We start from the raw sequence: 20,800 nt of genomic DNA, 5'->3' as shown, positions 1-20,800 counted from the left end.
TGTCCCTCCTGTGGAGATGAGGTGAAAAGCATCAGTGCGCCTCCATGCTGAGGCCCATGAGGCGCTCTTGTAAATCTGCGTTTTGGGTCAGGTCCCGCATCTGTCCGGACCAAGCCATACGCCCATCGTCCATCACGCTGGCGCTGTCGCCCAGAGCTTTGGCGACAGCAAAGTTCTGCTCGACCAGCAGGATGGAGGCACCTTGATCTTTGAGTTCTTTGATGGCGCGCGCCATGGTTGTGATGATCGCGGGAGCCAAGCCTTTGGTAGGTTCATCTATAAGATAGAGCGCGCGCTCTTCGATTATGGCGCGGGCGATGGACAGCATCTGTTTTTGTCCGCCTGAGAGGGTGCCTGCGTCTTTCTTCCAAAAGGTTTCCAAAGCGGGGAACACGGTGAACATCCATTGTAGCCGAGCTTGATCAATCGGGCCTGAAACCGCCGCGAGGGTCATGTTTTCTTCGACGGTCAGATCACCGAAGATGCCCATGTCTTCGGGCACAAAGCCAAGACCTGCGCGGGCGATGGCCGGAGTGGGCAATTTGGTGATGTCTTCCCCATCAAAAAGCACACGTCCCTTATGGGCACGCCAATGGCCGATAATCGTGCGCAGAGTTGTGGTTTTGCCGACGCCATTGCGCCCCAGAAGCATGGTGACTTCTCCGCGGGGCACTGACAGGTCGACCCCCTGCAGGATGTGATATTGGGCGATGTTGGTGAACACGCCTTCAAGTTTGAGAATGGGCGTTGCGCTGTGTGTGTCAGACATGAGACAGAGCCTCTTCCAGATCGCGGCCCATGTAAGCCTCCTGAACCACATCAGAGGCCATGACCTCTGATGGGTCGCCATCGGCCGCCAGGGCGCCATTGTGCAAGACGATGATGCGGTCCGCCAATGTACGGATCACGTCCATCTTATGTTCGACTAACAGGATGGCGCGATCTTTGCGCGCCTTCAGGTCAGCAATCAGATCCAGTACCACGGGGGCTTCGTCCACGCTCATGCCGGCGGTGGGTTCATCAAACATATAGACCAATGGATCCAATGCGATGAGCAATGCGACCTCCAACTTGCGTTGATCGCCATGTGAGAGTTCAGAAACGCTCTGATCGGCCTGCTCACGCATGCGCACCCGGGTGAGAATATCCATCGCGGGCTGCGTCAGTTCTTTGTGGGTGTCGGCCATTGAGAAGATGTTGAAACCACGCCCTGCTTTGGATTGGATCACCAAGCGCACGTTTTCTAGAACGGACAGGTTTGGGAACAGATTGGTGAGCTGGAAAGCACGCCCAATGCCAAGATGCGTGCGCTGGGCTACGGACATGCGGGTGATGTCATGATCGTTGAGGATGACACGACCTTTGGATGCCGCAATCTGGCCAGATATCAGATTGAAGAAGGTGGTTTTACCTGCGCCGTTTGGGCCAACGATCGCAGTCAGCTCTCCGGTCCGAAAGGGGCAGCTTATGTGATCAACCGCCACGTGCCCGCCAAAGCGCACGGTCAGATTGGTGGTTTCAAGAAGGGTATGCGACATGGGTCAGGAGCCTGTTGGATGACGCGCCCCGGACGTGATCCGGGGCCTCTTGTGGTGGCGCGAATTTGCCGGATCAGGCCCGGCACCGGGAGGTGAAGACGGCGCAGCGGATATAGGGTGCTGCGCCGAATAGCGCGCCAATCAGTTGCGGATTGGAATGGGGAGATCTTCGATGGAGAGCTCGCGGACCAATTCAGGAATGCCCCATTCCACGGAGTCATCCACGCGGATTTTAAAATGATACATTGGTTGCATGGCCTGATGATCTTCGGCACGGAATTTCATGGTGCCTTTGGGCGTCTCCCATTCCATACCCTCCATCGCCTCAATCAGCTCTTCGGTGTCGGTGCTGCCTGCTTTTTTGATGGCTTCGACCACAGCAATACCTGCAGACATGCCGCCTGCGGTGAAAAAATCCGGGGGCGTTCCGAAACGGTCCTGATGGGTTTTGACCAGCCAGTCGTTCACATCGTTTTTTGGGATCTCATGGTAGTAATATGTGGCCCCTTCAAGCCCCGGGAACTCCTTGTATGCTTTCATTGCCGCGAGGATGTTACCGCCGGTGGCGATTTCAACACCGAAGCGGGAGGGGTCCATGGCTTGGATTTTACCCATCGGATTGCCACCGCCAGCCCAGATGATGAAAAGTTTCTTGTTGCCTTCAAGGTCTTTCATGGCGGTGAAGATACGTTCCGCCGCCGCAGTGAAATCAGTTGTATCGGTGGGGACATATTCTTCATGGACAATGGATTGCCCCTGTCCTTCCAGAGCTTCGCGGAAGGCGGCGATCCCGTCGCGGCCAAAAGCATAGTCCTGTGCAAGTGTGGCGATTTGAGCGTCTTCACCTGCAAGTGCGATGGCGTTGGCAACGGCATCCTGGGAGCTGTTGCGCCCGGTGCGGAAGATGTAGCGATTCCAGTTGGCGCCGGTGATGCTGTCTGCGACGGCAGGCTCTACAATCAGGAGTTTTTCATATTCCTCTGCGACCGGCAGCATGGCCAGAGCAACGCCTGAGCTGACGGGTCCCACCGCGAGGTCGACTTCGTCATCGCCATAGGCCTCTTCCAGCAGAGCTTTGCCATTGTCCGGCTTGAGTTGCGTGTCCTTTTCAATCACGACAAGTTTTTCGCCGTTGATTTCCATGGTGCCACCTGTGGCGTATTCCAGACCAAGCATGAGGCCGTCGTGCGATTGCTTTGCGTAGGCCTCAAAAGGGCCTGTTTTGCCATAAACATGCGCAATCTTGATATCCGCGGTTGCAGCGCCGGTCAGCGCCAAAGCAGAAACCGCGCTCGAAATGAGCCATTTCTTCATGAATCTTCCTCCCTGAACTCACCTCAGGCGCGCGGCCAGAGGGATTGGCTATATCGTAGGTGTCGGGGGCAAAAACGGTCAATTCGGGGAAACTACGTAGGTGGGGAGGCCTATGCCTGTCGCCTGCCTATGCCGCGTGGTGTGAGGCATGGGTTCCCGTCTTTCGTTGCGTGAAAGTGGTCAATGGACGCTGCGTTTGCGGTTCCTGCCGTGGCCAAAGAAATTGCGTTTTTGGCAGTTCCCGTGCATGAATAGACCCATGACAGGCAAGATTAATATTCCCAGTACAACTCAATCGCTTCCCATCGCTTTGTTGCGCGCGCGGGAGCGGGTCATGAAACCTGCGCGTGCATTGTTGAGTGATGCCGGTGTGACAGAACAGCAGTGGCGCGTGGTGCGCGTTCTGGTCGAAGAGGGACCGCTGGACCCCACGACCATCGCGGAGCGTGCGGTGCTTTTGTTGCCTAGTCTCACGCGCATTTTGCACAAACTGGATGAGAAGGGGTATGTCACCCGCCAACGCGATGAGCAGGACGGCCGCCGCCAGGTGATCCGTGCAACCGATGCTGGCCGCGAGTTGATTGCTGTGAATATGCCCGCGGCTCGGGGATATGCGCAGCAACTACGGGAGCATCTGGGGGACGACAGATACGATCAGTTGCTAGAGTTGCTTGATGATCTCAATCAGATCGAGTTTTGACTGTTAGGCTAGGTGCTGGCCTTGTTTATCGCAGCACACAGTAGATCGATGTCACCGATTTGGTTGGCCAAAATCAACAACAGGCGTGCGTTGAGTGCATCGCTTTGTGGTTTGCTCAGCCCTCTATGGGCATTGATCAGTGCGGCATAAAACCCATCTGCGTCGTCTAGGTTTTGGGTCAGTACAAGAGGGGCTGTTTGATTTGCTGACATCCTGCTACTCCTTGCCTGTCGCGCGCCGCAGAGCTGCGCGGAACTGTAAATCGTCAAAGCTTTCTCGGCGGGCGGCGATATGCTGGTCTGGTCGGATGAGGTAGACGGCACTTGGGCAGTCGCCCAGAAACTGGCGCGTGAGTGTACGTGAGATGTCATCCCGGGCCGAGAGGGCGAGGCGTTTCACTGTGACGTCGTCTTCTGTAACGCTATCGGGGGCGTCGGCATCTATGGTGAGTAGGGTGAAATCGTTGCCCAGAAGGTCCAGTAGATAGTGATCCCCCAAGGGAGCATCCGGACAGCGGCTGCCGGGGCGGCTCATGTCAGGCCCTGCCAATGCATCAGCAGAATTGAGGGGGCTGGTGTCATAGTTGGATGGGGTGGTGAGGCGTCCCGAGTTGACCATAGAACGGGCAAAGTTATAGTCTTTAGCAAGCGTCAGCACTGCGTCGCGCAGGATGCGGCTCATCTCTGATTTGGGGGTGATGAATTCCGTGGCGTTGACGGAATTTTGCATGTTCTCATCGGCGCTGCGCGCGCGTTCGATGTGATAACTCTGGATCAGCGCTGCGGGCGCGCGCCCTTCAAGTACCATTCTGATTTTCCAGGCGATGTTGTCCGCATCCTGCAAACCTGCATTCGCACCCCTTGCGCCAAAGGGGGACACTTGATGTGCGCTGTCGCCTGCAAAAATCGTGCGGCCATGTACAAAGTTCTCCATGCGGCAGCATTGGAAGCTGTAGACAGAGGCCCACTTTAGAGTGAAAGGCGTTTCGTTTCCGAGCATGCTTCTAAGGCGCGAGATGACATTTTCAGGGCGTGCTTCTTGTTCCTTGTCGATGTGGGGACCCAGCTGCAAGTCAATGCGCCAGAGATTGTCTGGCTGTTTTTGCAGGAGCGCGGATTGACCCTGATTGAACGGTGGATCAAACCAGAACCATCGTTCCGCAGGGCGGTCGGTTGTCATTTCAATGTCGGCAATTAGAAAATTGTCCTCAAACATAGTTCCGTTAAAAGGGATGCCCAACATGCGGCGTGTGGGGGAGTTGGCCCCGTCGCAGGCGACCAGCCAGTCGGCCTCTATGGTGTAGCTGCCTTCTGGCGTCTCGACTTCCAGTGTGACGTGATCGTGATGCTGACCAATGGCCTCAACCTTGTTCCCGCCACGAATTTCGATGGGTGCGTCTTGCTTTTGCAGGTCGCGAATGCGGGTGATCAGGATTTCTTCTAATGCGTTTTGCTGCAAATTGAGGAAGGCGGGCCACTTGTGGCCGGGATCTTCTGCGTGGGCGAAATCATAAATCTCCCGCTGGCCTAGGAACACCTTGCCTTTGCTCCAGTGCAGGCCGCGGTCCATCATCTCGTGACCACAGCCGAGACGATCGAGAATTTCCAGCGGGCGTTGGCCAAAGCAAAAGGCGCGCGACCCTTTGGCAATGTGGTCACCGTCTGACAATAGCACCACTTTCACGCCTTGCTGTGCAAGATCTAAGGCAGTCGCTAGTCCGACAGGTCCTGCACCAATGACAACGACAGGGTGGCGTACGGGCAGGCCTTCATCCTGATCAGGGCTGCGTGAGTAGGCGTAAAGCGGAGCGTCAAAAGTCTTAGTCATGGGGCATCTCCCATTGAAAAGCGCGCGTGCAACGGGGAGATGATTGTGAACAATTTTGGGGCGTGCCACGATCTGGATCAAAGACAGCCGATGCATCGCGGCCCTAAAGAGCCGCGCGCGGTGACAGGTTGTGCTGCTGACTTCAAACGCCGATGATCAATGGCGACGATGCCTGCGCGCCATTTGTGGCGCACTTTCTCACGTCAGATTTTATTCACCGCTAGAGGAGATGATCTCGATAATCTGAGGCGTGACGCGTTGTTGCATGGCCTGCAAGTCACTGCCCATGTTGGTCATAACGGATTGCATCATGAGAGGCATTTTGGTCATGACCGATGCGCCATGTTCGGAACTGTAGAACGTGATCAGCGCCTGAAGTTCGTCTTCTGAAAAAGACGTTGCCATCGTGTCTTGCATCAGAGCTTCGAGCTTGGGTTTGAAACCCTGCATCTCGCCAGACATCAGCGTGCCAAGGTCGTTCCACTGCTTCTCCGTCAGCTCAATGCTGGCGGGCATTGAAAGCTTCATCTGAGAGATCATGGAGTCCTTTGAGAACATGTCATCCATCATCTGTTGGACTTCGGGCATCTGTGTGTAGGCCTGTGCGAGATCTGCTGCAGATTGCGCCTGCACAGAGGTTGCAAACAGTGGCAGGCAAAGGGCGAGGGTGCGGGAAATAGTTCTCAAGGGACTGTCCTTTAAATATATTCTACTTTTGAGTGTGTATGGGGAATTAGACAATTCGCCAAGCGATTTACCGCAATTACACCGCTGTCTCCGCAGGTTTGGGAATGTCGTACTGAAGCTGCAAAATTCCGCCGGGTTTTGGTGTTGCGGATCGAAATGTGAGCGGGTGTTGTACGCCTTTGGCAAAACAGGGCAGCCCATCACCCAGCAAGGTTGGCATGACAAACACGGAGATTTCGTCAAACATGCCGGCATCGATGGCGGCCCGCTGCGTCTCGCCTCCGCCCATGATCCAGACGTGTTTGTGCCCATTTGCCTCAATGGCTGATCGTAGATCATCCATCGGTCCGGCGGCGGTGATGTGATCCCCCTTGTAGTCATGACGGTGGGTCAGAACGTAGCCTGCGCGAACTCCATAGGGCCAGCCCCAGCGCAGTACCTGACAGAAAGTACTGCGGCCCATGAGAACCGCATCCACAGATTGAATAAATGCGTCATAGCCTCCGTCAGCTTCGTCATGACAGTCGGCCAAAGCAGCGTTGAAAGGGGTTAGCCAGTCCACGCTGCCATCCGGCGTGGCAATGTAGCCATCCAGACTCATTGCGACATATCCAACATAGCGAGGCCGTGTGGTCATCTGAGTTATCTTTCGTAGGGGTCCGAAAGCGCGGGCAGAACGGTGCCACTACAGTCACCAAATCCGATGGTGTAGCCGTCTCCCCGCGCGGCGCCGGACAGGGTGAGCGTGTCTCCATCCTCAATGAAAGTACGCTGCTCCCCCGTATCAAGGCTCAAAGGCTCTTTTCCGCCCCAGCTCAGTTCCAGGAGACTGCCACGCTCTGGTTTCTGGGGGCCAGAGATCGTACCTGAGCCCAGAAGATCTCCGACATTCATCGGGCAGCCAGAACTGCTGTGGTGCGCGAGCTGCTGTGCGGCAGAATAGTAGAGTTGGTTTGCATTGGTCCGCGCGATGGTGGTGGTGGCTTTGCCATCCGGGGCCATGCCGATGGCAAGATCGATATCATAGAGCATCGGCCCCATGTCCTTGAGGTGATCGAGCAGAGCAACGTGACGTTTTGGCGTGTGAGTGCGGAATGGGGCAAGGGCCTCTTTGGTGACAATCCATGGAGAAAGGGATGTGGCGGTGGCTTTGGCCTGAAACGGCCCAAGCGGCTGATACTCCCAAGCCTGAATATCGCGCGCCGACCAATCATTTAGAAGCACGTAACCAAAGATATTGTCGTCAGCTTCTTGGACCGTGAGAGGCCCATGCGACGCCTGCCCGACAATGGCACCAAGCTCCAATTCAATATCAAATCGGCGGCTGGGCAGAAAGGCAGGCTGCGTGTGGTCTGCGGATTTCAACTGCCCCCAAGGGCGGCGGATTGCCGTTCCGGAAACCACCACGGATGAGGCGCGACCATTGTAGCCGATTGGCATGTGTAGCCAGTTTGGCGGTAGGGCGTTTTCTGCGCCGCGAAACATTGTGCCGACATTCACTGCGTGATGCTCGCCGGCATAAAAATCGGTGTATTCACTGACCTTAAAAGGCAAGTGCAGTGTCGCTTCCGTCAGAGGTATAGAGAAATACGTGAGGGTTTCCTGAATGTCTTCTGAGGCGGATATGCTCAAGAGAGTTTGCAACATGCGGCGATAGCTTTGCCAGACCTTTGGGCCCAGTTCCATAAAGTCGTTCCAATAAGGCGCGTCCAGCACATCGGCATCAGGATCCGCCCGCAAGATCTTCGCAGCTTCCAGACCCGTCAGATCGACAATGCGGTCGCCGATCGCGGTGCCACATCGTAATGCGCCATCTGCTACGGAGAACACGCCATAGGGCAGGTTGTTGAGCGGAAACGGATGGTTTGGCGTATTGGCGCTGTCGATCCAAGACGGGAGCAAAGCCATGGAGGGGTCCTTTTGCGTATATCAGAGAGAAATGGCCATGCCATCGGTACCAATGAACAGAGGGCCATCCCATGTGCGCCGGGTCTCTTCCTGCCAGTGGGCTTCCGTGAAATCTGGATCATCGCAGGGCACAAGGTGGTTGAGCGCCAGCCGGGCCACCCCGGCGTCTTTGGCAATACGCCCAGCTTCAGCCGCCGGCGTGTGGCTGCGTTCCAGATGCAGACGCAGCCTGTCATCCCCATTGCCGACCCGCGCGCAGAGCGCATCGATGCCTGCCGAGAGCATTGCCTCATGGATAAGCAGGTCGGCCCCTTGGGCAAAAGAGACCATCTCCCCCATTGGGGCCGTGTCACCAGACAGGACAACGCTGTGTGTCTGGCCTTCAATGCGTAGGGCGAAGCTGTCGATGATGGGAGGATGTGTGTTGCGCATGACTTTCACCTGAAGCGATCCAAGGGCCATGTCACCGGTGTTGAGCACATGGATCTGTGCCAAAGGTGCCAAGGCGGGACGGCCTTCGTCGCGCAGGCGCAGTTCTACATCAAAGGACATGGACTGCAGGAAGCCGTCCCAATATTGCGCTAGCCCCTCCGGCCCGTAGATGCTGATGGGCGTGTTCAATCCAGCGGTCCACGCGGTGTGCAGCAGAGGGCCCAGTTCAAGATAGTGGTCTGAATGCAGATGAGTGATCAGGATGGCATCCAGATCTGTGAGAGCTACGCCAGCATCACAAAGCGCGCGGCTCACGCCAAGGCCCGCATCCACCAAGACAGTCATCCCATCCATTTGAATAAGCAAGGACGTGGGCATGCGGGTTCCCGGACGAATGGCAGGCCCGCCTTTGGTGCCCAGTAAGGTGACCTGTGTGTGGTGCATGATGTGTCCAGTGCTGAGCGGCTTCATTTGATCCCAAATATCCTGGGGGAGTCACAGCTTGCTGTGACGGGGGCAAAGCCCCCTGTTTCCGACGGCGAGCTTACTTTTTTCCCGGAGTTCCGTCGAACTTCTTTTCGATCTCCGTCCAACAGGTGATGTAGTCGTCCTGTACCGGGGCCTCCTGCGCGGCAAATTTGGTGAGATGTTGGGGAAAGCGGGTCTCAAACATAAAGGACATAGTGTTGTCGAGCTTTTTCGGGCCAAGGTTGGCGTTTGAGGCGCCTTCAAATGCGTTTCTGTCAGGGCCGTGCGGCATCATCATATTGTGCAGGCTCATGCCACCAGGGGTGAAGCCCTTTGGCTTGGCGTCATACTGTCCATAGATGTTGCCCATCAGCTCGGACATGATGTTCTTGTGGTACCATGGAGGACGGAAGGTGTCTTCGGCCACCATCCAGCGCTCGCGGAACAGAACAAAATCGATATTGGCAGTGCCCGGCACGCCGGAAGGCGCTGTCAGTACGGTGAAGATCGAGGGGTCTGGGTGGTCAAACAGGATCGCGCCAACCGGGCAATAGGTGCGCAGGTCATATTTCACCGGCGCGTAGTTGCCGTGCCAGGCGACCACGTCCAACGGAGATTGGTCGATGTTGGTGCGGTGGAATTGGCCGCACCATTTCACAGTCACAGTGGAGGGCACTTCGCGATCTTCATACGCGGCCACAGGCGCCTTGAAGTCGCGTGGGTTCGCCATGCAGTTGGCACCAATCGGGCCGCGCCCCGGCAGGTCAAACTTCTGGCCATAGTTTTCGCAGACAAAGCCACGGGCGGGGCCTTGCACCACCTCAACGCGGTAAACCAGCCCGCGTGGCAGGATGGCAATTTCTTTGGGTTCTAGATCTATGATGCCCAACTCTGTGTAAAACCGCAGCCTCCCTTCTTGCGGTACCACCAGCAGTTCGGAATCCGCAGAGAAGAAATACTCATCTTCCATGGAGCTGTTCACGAGATAAATATGGCTGGCCATGCCCACCTGTGTATTCACGTCGCCCGCAGTCGTCATGGTGCGCATGCCTGTGATCCATGTGAGCGGCGCGTCAGAATGCGGCACGGGATCCCAGCGGTATTGACCCAAGCTTCCCAGAGTCGGATCAATGTTGGGCGCGGATTGCCAATAAGGCACATCAATCTTTTCATAGCGGCCATTGTGTTTGACCGAGGGGCGCAGACGATAACACCACGTGCGCTCAACATGTTCTGCCGTGAAGGCGGTGCCGGAGAGCTGTTCTCCGTAAAGACCATAATTGCATTTCTGCGGGCTGTTCATCCCCTGAGGCAAAGCGTCGGGCAGGGCTTCGGTTTCATAGTCGTTGCCAAAGCCGGGCATATAGCCCTCATGGGGGCCTGGCAGGGATAGCGCACGGGTCATGCGAGGTGCGATAGGGACAGCGGTCATTTGGGCACTCCTGACAGAAAATTAGTTGCAGAGGTAATAGTTGATTTTGTAACTAACAAGCGGGAGGTGCCTATATGTCTGGACCGGAGGATTTCGATCTTATGCAGTTTTTGCCCTATTTGTTGAATCAGGCTGCGGAAGAATCCAGTCTTGGATTTCAGAAGGTCTACAAGGGGCGCTACGGCATTTTGCGCAGTGAGTGGCGTGTGTTGTTTCACCTCGGTGTCTATGGTCGATTGACGGCCACAGAGATCGGACAGAAAGCCAAGGTTCACAAAACCAAGGTGAGCCGTGCTGTGCAAAAACTGGCGGAGCGCCGCTATCTCAAGCGCACAGCCTGTGAAACGGATCGTCGTTTGGAGTGGCTTGAACTGACGGCCGCTGGGCAGGCCGTGTATCGTGATTTACATGGCGTGGCTGCGCAATTTGAGCAGGAGTTGAAGGCAAAATTGACCACGCAGGAGGCACAAAGCCTCAAGAGCATTCTTGCAAAACTGTCTTAGAGCTGCGCGCCATCATGTGATCGATTCGCAGGCATTGCGGAGGATGCGTGGCGACAGTTTGCACCTTCTTGGGGGATTGTGTTTTGGTTGATAACAATGGCGATCCCAATCCCGTGAGAAAGGGGCCATTTGAGCTAAATGGGTTGAGTCGCGCGTAGAGCCTGTGGCAGGTTTGAGCAATTATTTTATCGGGTTCGGGAGAGTTCTATGCGTCTTTGGACAAGAATGAACACCGCCATCGTCGCCTTGAGTCTGACGTTTTTGAGCGCGCCCGCTGCGATGGCGCAGGATTATTCAGGGTGGCGGCAGCGCTGGTGGAATTGGTGGAATGCCCGCTATGGCGGCGGTCAAGGCGGTGGCTCACCACACAGCGGTGGCTCCAATGCGGTGCCTGAAATTGATGCGAGCGCCGGGCTTCTTGCGGTTGCTGCAGTTCTGGCAACCATGGCTTTGGCTTGGGAGCTGCGCCGCCGACGCGCCAAATAGCACGCCCCTGAATAGGACATATGGTTTTGGGGATGGGCGTTCAAATGAGCGCCCATTTTGCCGTCCAAAGAGCAACAAAGGCGATTGTGGCATTGGCGCTCATATGGGCGACGATGGCATCAGAGAGCCTATTCTGGCGCATATAGAGTAGGGCAAAGACGACGCCCGCCAAAGCGCCTGCGAGCATACGCTCATGCATCAGACCAAATAGTAGGCTGGACAGAAAAACAGCAATTGTGGCCCCAAAGATCCCGCCACGATTCAGTCGCCGGAGCACATATCCGCGGAAGAAAAGTTCTTCGATCACAGGTACAAGGAAAATGGTGCCTATTAAGCGCAGGGTGATCCATGTCGGGGTCGGCAATGTGGACTGGGCTTCTGATGGCGCGCTGGTGAGGACCCACATCATACCCACACAGAACCCGACCAATACGGAAGCCAGACGGGGAGCGGATATGAGGCTGCATAGTGCAGGGAAGAAAAACCACAATGCCGCGCTCATCATCCCCACGCGCAATGCGTAACCGTCATCGGGATTTTGCCAGAAGGTTGATGCCATCACGCCAGACAGCATCACGGTGATGAAGGGCACGATGCGCAGTGCCAAGTCGTCCTGTCTCAGAGAAGCGCGTGGAGACGGTGTCGTTGCGGTTTGTCGATGCAGCCAGCTTGCGCGATCGGCAATGAATACGACCCCCAGTGCCAGTGCGGTGAACATCAGCCAGCCAGCATAGGAATGAAACCCATTCAGTGCATGTTCAGGAGAGACAGTGGCGCCAATGACAATCAGGATCGCGATGCGCAGGATATTGAAGATCCAGCTGGTTAAGACGGCCAGAGGAAAGAGGATGAGCCAGAACCGGTTTTGTCGCAGTTCTGAGCGCATCAACAGGGCGTAGATCCCCATGAACATGGTGATAAGCGCAATGCCTTCCACGCCAGAGCACTGGCTTGCGATCTGTACATAGAAATCCTTGATGCCAATTTCATAGGTTGGTGGATGCACCCCCACGTCAAACCCCCAGAGGCTGAGGCAGATAAACACCAAAAAGAACGTGAGGCTGCTGAGCGCAGACAATTCCCAAGCCGGGCGTATCAGGTTTGCCAGATCCGGGATGAGAGATCCTGTTATTAACGCCAGAGGTAGAAGGTAGCTGTCACTGCGCATCCAGCGGCGCCATTGTTTCCAAGGCGTCACCCAGAGCAAAAGACTCATAGCGGCGCAAAGTCCGCCGGAGAGGAACAACACAAGGCTGGGTGTGAAGGTTTTGCTGATCTCAGCGGCCCCAAAGACAAAAATGGGCAGAAAGATCAGCGTGATCCCAAATATGTGACTGCCCATCCAGAGGCTATGGCCGGGTGATTTTTGGATCGCAGATGAAAGCGTGCGAAAAGCCATCGGGCGCAGCCAGAAATAGATCGCCATAACGGCCATCACCGACAGACCACGCGCTGTCATGGAGCGTAGAGCACGACAGGCTGTTTCAATCTCTGTCAGGCGACATTCAATGGATGCCATGACTTGATAGGTCACTATGACCAAGAGTAGCTCAGCGACAGCCAGAGCTGTGGCCGTGATGAGGCGAAAATTGCGGCGGGTGCCGGAAGCGTTGGACATCTCCGGGTCCGCCATCAGGATCAGAAGTCGACTGAGACGCCGGGGAGGTTGATCGCCTTGATCAACTCGCGCAGCTCCTGACGGGCGGCGACATTTGAGATGTTGAGTTGTTTGACGCCAATGTCGCGCAGATCAAGAAGCGTGAGGCCGCGCGGGAACAGCTCCCGGAAGACAACCCGTTCGTTGAAGCCTGGAGCCACGCGGAAGCCGATGCGTTTGGCAAGCTTATCAAGCGCTTTGCCCATCTTTTCTTTGTTGACCATCTGCTGCGCCCCCATGCGATTGCGCATGACAATCCAGTCGATGGGTTTCAGGCCAGCCTGCGCCCGCAGTTGGCGGGCATTCCAGACCATTTCGGAATAGACTGAAGGCCCCAGAATTTTTTCGCCATCTTCGTCAATCTTGGCCAACAGATCGAAGTCGACAAAGCTGTCATTCAGCGGGGTCACCAGCGTATCGGCAAGTGAATGGGCCACCTGACTGAGACGGGTGTGGGAGCCGGGGCAATCGATCAGGATGAAATCGTTATCTGGCTCAAGCATAGAGACCGCTGCGGAAAGGCGTTGGTCATAGATGTTTTCTCCGGGTTGCAACGTGTCCTGCGCGATTTCCGGGAGATCATGGTAGTCTGGGCCGGGAAGCTCAATACCCGCTTTTTCGGAAAATTTCCGACGGTTGGCCACGTAGTTGCCAAAGCTCTTCTGACGCAGGTCAAGATCCAGCGCGCCAACCTTATGGCCCATGCGGGCCAGAGCCGTGGCAATGTGCATGGAGAGGGTGGATTTGCCTGCGCCGCCCTTTTCGTTCCCGACAACGATAATATGTGCCATGCCCTGTGTCCCTGCTCACTAGTTCAGTGCCGCGGCTCTTACGGTGCGGCCTTGTTGGTGTCTACTATATGTTGTGATTTTCCACAGGAAAAGTCGCTTCAATGCGGTGCATCACGCCATGTGCCTGTTTCGAGATCATCCAGTTTCCATTGTCCGATCTGTGCGCGGATCAGCCGGAGGGTGGGGTGACCAACGGCGGCTGTCATTCGGCGGACCTGACGGTTGCGGCCTTCGCGGATGGTCAAAGCGATCCAGCAATCAGGTACGGATTTTCTAAACCTCACCGGCGGTGTTCGGGGCCAGAGATCATGCGGTGTGTCGATCTGTTGAACCTGTGCGGGTTTGGTCAGCCCGTCTTTAAGTTCCACGCCTTTGCGCAGCGCCGTCAATGCTGCGGCATCGGGGATGCCTTCGATTTGCACCCAATATGTTTTGGCCATTTTGTGCCGCGGATTTGAGATACGTGCCTGAAGTTTGCCATCATCGGTCAAAACCATCAGTCCTTCGCTGTCACGGTCTAGGCGACCGGCAGGATAAACCTTTGGTATATCAATGAAATCAGACAAGGTCCGGCGGGTACTCCCCTCGGTGCCCTTGTCGGTAAACTGGGACAAGACATCGAAGGGTTTATTGAAAAGGATCACGCGGGTCATGACGCCGTGTTACACGTCCCGCGCTTGGGGTTGCAAGTTCTGCGTCTCTGGGCTCTGGTGCGGGTCAAGAGCGAGAGGGAAAAGCCAATGGATTTCAAAGATATGCAGCCTGAAACTTTGCTGGCGCAGGCCGGTGGGGCAATTGACATGCAAAGCGGAGGTGTTGTGCCGCCGATCCAGCCGGCGACCACCTATGCGCGTGATGAAAATTACACCCCGCTGAATGCCGATAACATTTATTCACGACCCCACAATGATGTGGTGCGCCAAGCCGAGCAAGTTCTGGCAGAGCTAGAAGGCGGGGCAGCGGGCTTGCTGTTTCCTTCGGGTATGGCGGCGATTGCGGCGTTGTTTCGCACGGTGCCAAGTGGCGGTCGTGTGATCATTCAAAGTGGAATTTACTGGAATACAACCAAGTGGATCCGGGAGTTTTGCGCGCGTCGCCAGATTACTGTGGAGGAGGTTGATGCCAGTGATACGGCGGCTCTTGCTGCGATGTGCAGTACCGGTCCAGCCAATATCGTTTGGGTGGAGACACCGTCCAATCCCTGGCTCAAAGTTACCGATGTGGCCGCTTCCAAAAAGGCGGCTGAAAGCTGTGGTGCATTGTTGGCGGTCGACAGTACAGCGGCGTCGCCAATGTTGACCAACCCTCTGAAATTGGGCGCAGATATTGTGATGCATTCGACCACGAAGGTGATCAATGGGCATTCAGATGTATTGGGTGGCGTGTTGGTGACTAAGGAGGTGACAGCGGTTTGGCAAGAGATTGAGACCGACCGCGCCGGGGCCGGAGCCGTGATGGGGCCGTTTGAGGCTTGGTTGCTTTTGCGGGGGATGCGGACCTTGGCTTTGCGGGTGGATCGGATGGTGGATAACGCCATGAAAGTCGCGCGGTTTCTTGAGGATCATCCTCAGGTCGAAAGTGTTTTGTTTCCAGGGCTTGAGAGTCATCCCCAACACGCATTAGCCAAGGCTCAGATGCCGGGCGGGGCGGGGTTTTTGATGTCTTTTCTCGTCAAAGGCTCTCGGGAGACAGCGCTTCAAGTTGCTGGAAAGATGAAGCTTTTCCATCGTGCGACCTCACTAGGAGGGGTGGAGAGCCTGGTGGAGCATCGTCATACGATTGAGCCTCACACAGGCATTCCTGAGACCTTGTTGCGAATTTCGATTGGTGTTGAAAACGCTGATGATCTCATCGCGGACCTTGGGCAGGCTCTGGGGCAGTAAGCGCATATGTTTTTCATCTGTATCGCGTCGGTATGGGGGCGGTACATTGTCGGAGTGACATCAACGTCTGATGCCCTCTTGATGTGCGTTAAATTTCCCTGATTGGCAGAGCGTTCATGGCGGCTCTGCCAATCAATTCTTAAGGCGTTTGGACAATTTTGGCAGGCAATCTGTCTGGCGCTTTGGTGCCGGATGCTGCGCGAGACCTTGACTGTGAAGAAACGCCTTGAAAACCCATCTCTGATTACCCCGTCCTATGAGGACAAAGGGCTGTTTAAAAAGCCTCCCACTGAGCTGGTTGTTCAGTTGATACCGAAGTTTGGAAAGAACACACGCCGCGATGTCATCATAAAGGGTTTGGTGCAGGGCGACGTCGAAGTGGAGGTAGTTTTCGCCGGGCGCCGCAAGAAGCAGGCCGCAGAGCTGGTTGCTTTGCTCAGGCGGAAATGGGAAGTGGCCACGTACCGTTTGCCCAAGGATGTGCCGCCGCCAGACCGGAAAGAGATTCAGTTGCCCACACGGGTGCAAGGCTCCTGGCGCACACGGATGACCGAAATGGCGACGGCACGCAGGATCTATACCTGCGCGAATACCAATTGCTTGTGGCGCGCTGGGCCTATCATTCAGAGGGCGGCACGTTTCGCAGCTTTGGTGAACCGCCCTTTGTGGAGCAGCCTATGGATGAGGCCAACGTAGACGTCTGAGCCTGCGCGCCGCGAAGTACTACCAGAGTACGTCGATGATTTTGCCAGCGCTGTGCAGGCAGACGCCTTTCCCGCCCGCAGTTGTAAAGCCGGAGCTGTCTGCATAGAGCATGTTGCACTGCATGGTTGACCCTTTGTTGCCAAATAGGGTTGCAGGCACCGGGCCGCTGATGCGCATGGCAAAGTCATCATCGTTGATGCCGGGGTTGGGGGTCACGCCCAGATCGTAGTTTGCGTTTCTGTCAGGATAAATGGCTTCGCCGGTAAAGGTCTCTCCATTCATGACAGCCGTATATGTGTCCCGATCCAAGCCTTGCTTATAGGAGAAGGCGACAGGCGTGCCCTCGCCGCGGACAACACCATGCATCGTGCCGCCGCAGGCGCTTAGGAGAAAGGCGATCGTCAGAGGGAAAAATGTTGATGTTTTGGCCATGCGCTGGGCTTTCTGTGAAGCATTGTGAGGTGGTTTTCTTTTTGGTTTTTCACGGCTTGCGATCAAAATGCAATGGCTGTGTTTCACGCAGATCAATTAAAAAGTCAGCGTCAAATTGCACGCTTGATCTTCTTGGGTTGAGGCGGCTTCATGTTTTGGAGGCCTCTATCACGCTGATCAAGGGAACCGCCAATGAAACTGGAATTTCACCACATCAATTTTGTCTCTCATGATGTGGATCGTCTGCATGATTTCTACACCAGAGTTTTGGGATTGGACGACATTGCGCAGGAGGAATTTCCGCGTACGCAGGCCGATGATAGCTCTGGCTATGACGGCAAGATCCGCTTTGCGACGGATGGCGACATGCAGATGCATTTGGCGGAGCGTCGATTGGATGTGGCCTTTGTCAACGGGCAGGTGATCAATCCGGTGGATCGTGGTCATATTGCATTTCGCACGGATGACATCGCAGCGTTTCTTCAGGTGTTGGAAGATAATGATGTACCCTATTCCGACTATGGCACTGCCTTTGCAAAGGAATGGCATCAGGTGTTTTTTCTGGATCCTGAGGGTAATGTCATTGAGGTGCATCAGCAGGTGGCATGACCTGCGGTCGCCAACTCACCTATCCTTGAAGCAATCGTGATTGGCCGCAGGGCGCATTTGCCGCGACTGTGGGGCAAATGGGTTTGTGAGAGAGGCTGTCATGGCAAGTGGGGCAATTGGTGTTGAGGCACAGGCGATTGGGATGCGTGTGCGGCATTGGGCAATGAGTGCCATGGTTGGTCTGGGGGTTTTGATCGGTGCGCAGCAGGCCTGGGGGCAAGACCATGTGGAGGTGCCCGCGCATGTTGTGGCCGAATTTGGCCAGCCGCCGGTTGTGCCCAATGGCAAGCTCTCCAAAGAGCTGCGCGCGGCGGTGAAAACCACATTTGTGGATAGTATGCGCGATGGTGGATGGGGGGCTGATCAGAGCGAAGCGCTCGTTGCGATTTCTGCGTCGGGAGATGCGCGTCTTGTTTGGATCATTGCGGATCTGATGCGTTTTGTCAGTTCGCCTGAGTTGAACTTCGTGCTCAGCGATGCCGCAGCGGAGCTTCTGGAGATTGAGCGGCCACGTCAGAATGAATGGGGCGTGATCACGGATCATCTGATCGCTTGGGATATTCCGGAGCCTCCCGGCTATCTGAAGACCAAGCGGGCGATTTTTACAGCGATTGTGCCAGAGTGGGACCGTTTGTTTGTGAAGGGCGATATTGACTGGCGTCATGTGTCGTGGGGCGGCGTGCTGATTGATGATCGCCCTTTTGATGAAACAGATGAATTGTGCAACTGCATCCCGGCGGCGGACAATCCAGAGGTCAGCAGCGCGGCAGAGGCGACATGGCTCAAAGAAAGCGATGTGGTGTTTGGCATTGAAGTGAACGGGGAGGCGCGTGCCTATCCCAGGCGCATCATGGAAGTGCGGGAGATGGTCAATGACACTCTGGGTGGGCGCGACCTTGGCATTCCTTATTGTACCCTGTGTGGTGCGGCGCAGGCCTATTTCACCGATGATGTGCCTGCGGGTGTAAAGCGCCCTGTGCTGCGCACCTCCGGCATGCTGATCCGATCTAACAAAGTGATGTATGACGTCGAGAGTTATTCGGTGTTTGATACGTTTCTGGGCAAAGCGGTGACAGGGTCGCTGGCCAAGAAAGGCGTGACACTCAAGCAAGCAAGTGTGGTGACCACCACTTGGGGCGAGTGGCGCGCAGCACATCCTGAGACAACGGTTCTGGTGGAGGCGCTGGCGCTGGGGCGGGACTTTGATTTCCGCAATGGGCGCGATGCAGATGGGCCGATCTTCCCGGTGGGGGATGTGGATCCGCGGCTCTCTGTGCATGAGGACGTGATCGGGGTTGTGACCGCCTCTGGCACGCCTGTGGCGTTCCAACGCTCCAAAGCCATGCTGACATTGCAGCGAGGTGAAGAGATCGCTGTGGAAAACGTGCGGCTGGTGCTCGATGGAGGCGGTGTTAAGGCTGTGGACGCCAATGGGGAGGATCTGGGCAGTCATCAGGCCTTCTGGTTTGCCTGGTCGCAGTTCTATCCGGGGACAGAGGTTTGGCAGGGCTAAATGGTTGCTTTGATGTGATGCATTCGGTGGCAGCAACTCGTTTTTAGGTGCGACAGATAGGTCAGTTTTGTGTGCAGTAGTGGGATTGTTACACGCTAGGTCTATATTGGGCTGTGTAACAACTTTGCGGCGAGCATATGAAAGATCTTGGTGCGGAAACAGGAAAGGCGGCCTCTTCGGAGCAGGTCACCAATAAGCAGGCGGGTACAGCGACGCGCCCTTTGCGCCAGTTCTGGGCGCAGCAGTTAGGTGGTGTATCACCGGTGTCCACTCTTTCGATGATGAATGATTGGGCGCTGCATCTGATGAGCGCGCCAGATAAGCAGCTTGAACTGGCGCAGCAGGCACAGGCACATTGGACCGCTTGGTGGGAGTTTGTGGCCAAGGGCTGCCCTGATGATCCGCAGGCACGGCCAATCGCGCCTCAGAAGGGCGACCGACGGTTTGATGGGCCGGGCTGGGAGAAACCGCCGTTTGCGGCGCTGGCGCAGGGGTTTCTGCTTGCAGAGGATTTTGCGGATCAGGCCACATCAGAGGTGCCAGGGCTGGATCTGTCCCGTGACAAGGCCATGACGTTTCTGGCGCGGCAGATGATGGATGCTTTGGCGCCTTCGAACTTCTTGCTCACCAACCCTGAGGTTTTGGAAAAGACCGCGCAGGAGCAGGGCCAGAACTTGATGCGCGGGGGCGCGCAGTTCTGGGAGGATTGGGCGGCGTATCACATGCCACAAAAAATGGGGGCTGGGCAGAAGGTGCCTAACTCTCAAGTGGGGACCGAGGTGGCGGTCAGCACGGGCAAAGTGGTGTTGCGCACGCATTTGATGGAATTGATACAATATGCGCCCACGACGGATGTGGTGCATCCTGAGCCGATCTTGCTCATGCCTGCCTGGATCATGAAGTACTACATTCTTGATCTGAAGCCGGAAAATTCGCTCGTGCGGTATCTGACGTCACAGGGGTTTACGGTCTTCATGGTGTCTTGGCGCAATCCTGATGCATCGGACAGTGAGCTCGGCATGGAGGATTATCTGGAGCAGGGGCCTCTGGCGGCGCTTGACCATATTTGTTCAAGCCTTGAGGTGAGCGCTGTGCATGGCTGCGGGTATTGTCTGGGCGGCACGCTATTGTCGGTTATGGCGGCAGCCTTGGCGCGAAAAGGAGATGATCGCCTGAAGACGGTGACATTGCTGGCCGCTCAGACAGATTTCAGCGAGGCAGGTGAGCTTAATCTGTTCATTGATGAAAGCCAGTTGTCGACACTTGAAGACATGATGGCCGCGCAGGGCTATTTGGATGGTGCGCAGATGGGCAGCGCCTTTGCGGTGATGCGATCGAACAATTTGATTTGGTCACGTATGGTGCGCAGCTATCTGATGGGGGAGCCGGACGTGCCGCCAAATGATCTGATGGCGTGGAATGCGGATACCACTCGCATGCCGGCTCGGATGCATGCGGACTATCTGCGACGCATGTATCTCAACAACGATCTGGCTGCGGGGCGCTATGAGGTGCAGGGGCATGCGATTTCCTTGCGGGATGTTCGGCTGCCAGTTTTTGCCGTTGGCACGGAAAGCGATCACGTGGCGCCTTGGACATCTGTGTACAAGGTTCACGGGCTGACACATGCGGATGTCACCTTTGCTTTGACCAACGGGGGGCATAACGCTGGCGTGATTTCTGAGCCGGGTCACAAGCGCCGTCATTTCCGACTACACACTGCGCTTGACAGCGCATCTGCACTGACGCCCGAGGATTGGTTGGATGTGGCGCAGTTGCGCGAAGGCAGTTGGTGGCCAGCATGGGCGGATTGGCTTGCCGCGCATTCCAGTCCCAAAGGTGCGGTGCCTGAGATGCCCGAGGGTTTGGCTGATGCGCCGGGCAGCTACGTACGCATGGGGTAGTGGGCAGATCA

At 56.0% G+C, this 20,800-nt stretch carries 22 protein-coding genes; 8 read left to right on the top strand and 14 right to left on the bottom strand.

Translation table 11 applies throughout. The features are described from left to right. Positions 1-31: 31 nt before the first annotated feature. The 3 genes from J7382_RS15420 to J7382_RS15410 all read right to left on the bottom strand — a co-directional run bounded on the left by J7382_RS15420 (position 32) and on the right by J7382_RS15410 (position 2,852). A complete protein-coding gene (locus J7382_RS15420) occupies positions 32-769 on the bottom strand; it encodes an ABC transporter ATP-binding protein (protein ID WP_209069913.1) in 738 nt (245 codons plus the stop codon). Next, positions 762-1,538, bottom strand: coding sequence for an ABC transporter ATP-binding protein (locus J7382_RS15415; RefSeq protein ID WP_209069912.1), 777 nt, complete (start codon positions 1,536-1,538; stop codon positions 762-764). The genes J7382_RS15420 and J7382_RS15415 overlap by 8 nt, the downstream gene beginning before the upstream one ends. Positions 1,539-1,679: 141 nt before the next feature. Next, entirely contained in the window at positions 1,680-2,852 is a 1,173-nt protein-coding gene (locus J7382_RS15410; RefSeq protein WP_209069911.1) for a substrate-binding domain-containing protein, read from the bottom strand. Positions 2,853-3,099: 247 nt separating this feature from the next. Here J7382_RS15410 and hpaR point away from each other — a divergent pair, with 247 nt between their 5' ends. Next, entirely contained in the window at positions 3,100-3,552 is a 453-nt protein-coding gene (gene hpaR, locus J7382_RS15405) for a homoprotocatechuate degradation operon regulator HpaR (RefSeq protein WP_348540040.1), read from the top strand. Positions 3,553-3,560: 8 nt separating this feature from the next. Here hpaR and J7382_RS15400 read toward each other — a convergent pair whose 3' ends face one another. From J7382_RS15400 to hmgA, 7 genes are all read right to left on the bottom strand, one after another. After that, positions 3,561-3,764 carry a DUF2783 domain-containing protein gene (locus tag J7382_RS15400; protein WP_209069909.1) on the bottom strand — a complete coding sequence of 68 codons (204 nt, stop codon included), beginning with the start codon at positions 3,762-3,764 and terminating at the stop codon, positions 3,561-3,563. Positions 3,765-3,768: 4 nt separating this feature from the next. Next, positions 3,769-5,379 carry an FAD-dependent oxidoreductase gene (locus J7382_RS15395; RefSeq protein ID WP_209069908.1) on the bottom strand — a complete coding sequence of 537 codons (1,611 nt, stop codon included), beginning with the start codon at positions 5,377-5,379 and terminating at the stop codon, positions 3,769-3,771. Positions 5,380-5,589: 210 nt separating this feature from the next. Further along, positions 5,590-6,066 carry a DUF2059 domain-containing protein gene (locus tag J7382_RS15390; RefSeq protein ID WP_209069907.1) on the bottom strand — a complete coding sequence of 159 codons (477 nt, stop codon included), beginning with the start codon at positions 6,064-6,066 and terminating at the stop codon, positions 5,590-5,592. Between the two features lie 76 nt (positions 6,067-6,142). Next, a complete protein-coding gene (locus tag J7382_RS15385) occupies positions 6,143-6,703 on the bottom strand; it encodes a dihydrofolate reductase family protein (protein ID WP_209069906.1) in 561 nt (186 codons plus the stop codon). 5 nt (positions 6,704-6,708) lie between these two features. Beyond that, positions 6,709-7,974, bottom strand: coding sequence for a fumarylacetoacetase (gene fahA / locus J7382_RS15380; RefSeq protein WP_209069905.1), 1,266 nt, complete (start codon positions 7,972-7,974; stop codon positions 6,709-6,711). Between the two features lie 21 nt (positions 7,975-7,995). Continuing rightward, the gene (locus J7382_RS15375) at positions 7,996-8,850 is read right to left on the bottom strand and encodes an MBL fold metallo-hydrolase (RefSeq protein ID WP_209069904.1); all 855 of its coding nucleotides are present in this window, start codon (positions 8,848-8,850) and stop codon (positions 7,996-7,998) included. Between the two features lie 100 nt (positions 8,851-8,950). Continuing rightward, the gene (gene hmgA / locus J7382_RS15370; RefSeq protein ID WP_247745051.1) at positions 8,951-10,279 is read right to left on the bottom strand and encodes a homogentisate 1,2-dioxygenase; all 1,329 of its coding nucleotides are present in this window, start codon (positions 10,277-10,279) and stop codon (positions 8,951-8,953) included. Positions 10,280-10,380: 101 nt separating this feature from the next. On the opposite strand from hmgA, the gene J7382_RS15365 reads away from it, so the two are divergent. Both J7382_RS15365 and J7382_RS15360 read left to right on the top strand, forming a co-directional pair. Further along, positions 10,381-10,809 carry a MarR family transcriptional regulator gene (locus J7382_RS15365; RefSeq protein ID WP_209069902.1) on the top strand — a complete coding sequence of 143 codons (429 nt, stop codon included), beginning with the start codon at positions 10,381-10,383 and terminating at the stop codon, positions 10,807-10,809. A 207-nt stretch (positions 10,810-11,016) separates the two neighbouring features. After that, positions 11,017-11,295, top strand: a complete 279-nt coding sequence (locus J7382_RS15360) for a VPEID-CTERM sorting domain-containing protein (RefSeq protein ID WP_209069901.1) — start codon at positions 11,017-11,019, stop codon at positions 11,293-11,295. 40 nt (positions 11,296-11,335) lie between these two features. Here J7382_RS15360 and xrtE read toward each other — a convergent pair whose 3' ends face one another. From xrtE to J7382_RS15345, 3 genes are all read right to left on the bottom strand, one after another. Continuing rightward, a complete protein-coding gene (xrtE, locus tag J7382_RS15355; RefSeq protein ID WP_209069900.1) occupies positions 11,336-12,913 on the bottom strand; it encodes an exosortase E/protease, VPEID-CTERM system in 1,578 nt (525 codons plus the stop codon). A gap of 20 nt (positions 12,914-12,933) precedes the next feature. Beyond that, positions 12,934-13,743, bottom strand: a complete 810-nt coding sequence (locus J7382_RS15350) for a division plane positioning ATPase MipZ (RefSeq protein WP_209069899.1) — start codon at positions 13,741-13,743, stop codon at positions 12,934-12,936. Positions 13,744-13,841: 98 nt separating this feature from the next. Continuing rightward, a complete protein-coding gene (locus J7382_RS15345) occupies positions 13,842-14,396 on the bottom strand; it encodes a pseudouridine synthase (RefSeq protein ID WP_209069898.1) in 555 nt (184 codons plus the stop codon). A gap of 87 nt (positions 14,397-14,483) precedes the next feature. On the opposite strand from J7382_RS15345, the gene J7382_RS15340 reads away from it, so the two are divergent. Together J7382_RS15340 and J7382_RS15335 are read left to right on the top strand one after the other, a co-directional pair. After that, positions 14,484-15,626, top strand: a complete 1,143-nt coding sequence (locus J7382_RS15340) for a PLP-dependent aspartate aminotransferase family protein (RefSeq protein WP_209069897.1) — start codon at positions 14,484-14,486, stop codon at positions 15,624-15,626. 213 nt (positions 15,627-15,839) lie between these two features. Beyond that, complete coding sequence (locus J7382_RS15335) at positions 15,840-16,322, top strand: hypothetical protein (RefSeq protein WP_209069896.1); 483 nt, start codon at positions 15,840-15,842, stop codon at positions 16,320-16,322. A gap of 27 nt (positions 16,323-16,349) precedes the next feature. On the opposite strand, the gene J7382_RS15330 is transcribed toward J7382_RS15335, so the two are convergent. Next, complete coding sequence (locus J7382_RS15330) at positions 16,350-16,763, bottom strand: hypothetical protein (protein ID WP_209069895.1); 414 nt, start codon at positions 16,761-16,763, stop codon at positions 16,350-16,352. A gap of 192 nt (positions 16,764-16,955) precedes the next feature. Here J7382_RS15330 and J7382_RS15325 point away from each other — a divergent pair, with 192 nt between their 5' ends. From J7382_RS15325 to J7382_RS15315, 3 genes are all read left to right on the top strand, one after another. Beyond that, positions 16,956-17,372: a VOC family protein gene (locus J7382_RS15325; RefSeq protein ID WP_209069894.1), complete on the top strand. Its 417-nt coding sequence runs from the start codon at positions 16,956-16,958 to the stop codon at positions 17,370-17,372. A 100-nt stretch (positions 17,373-17,472) separates the two neighbouring features. After that, positions 17,473-18,885 carry a DUF3179 domain-containing (seleno)protein gene (locus tag J7382_RS15320; protein WP_247745041.1) on the top strand — a complete coding sequence of 471 codons (1,413 nt, stop codon included), beginning with the start codon at positions 17,473-17,475 and terminating at the stop codon, positions 18,883-18,885. A 137-nt stretch (positions 18,886-19,022) separates the two neighbouring features. Next, positions 19,023-20,789, top strand: a complete 1,767-nt coding sequence (locus tag J7382_RS15315; RefSeq protein WP_209069893.1) for an alpha/beta fold hydrolase — start codon at positions 19,023-19,025, stop codon at positions 20,787-20,789. The last annotated feature ends 11 nt before the right edge of the window (positions 20,790-20,800 follow it).

Origin of the sequence: Shimia sp. R11_0 (assembly GCF_017744035.1) — a bacterium.
Lineage (GTDB): Bacteria > Pseudomonadota > Alphaproteobacteria > Rhodobacterales > Rhodobacteraceae > Shimia > Shimia marina.
The sequence above is the reverse complement of the archived record's forward strand: the minus strand, read 5'-3'. Positions and strand labels throughout refer to the sequence as shown.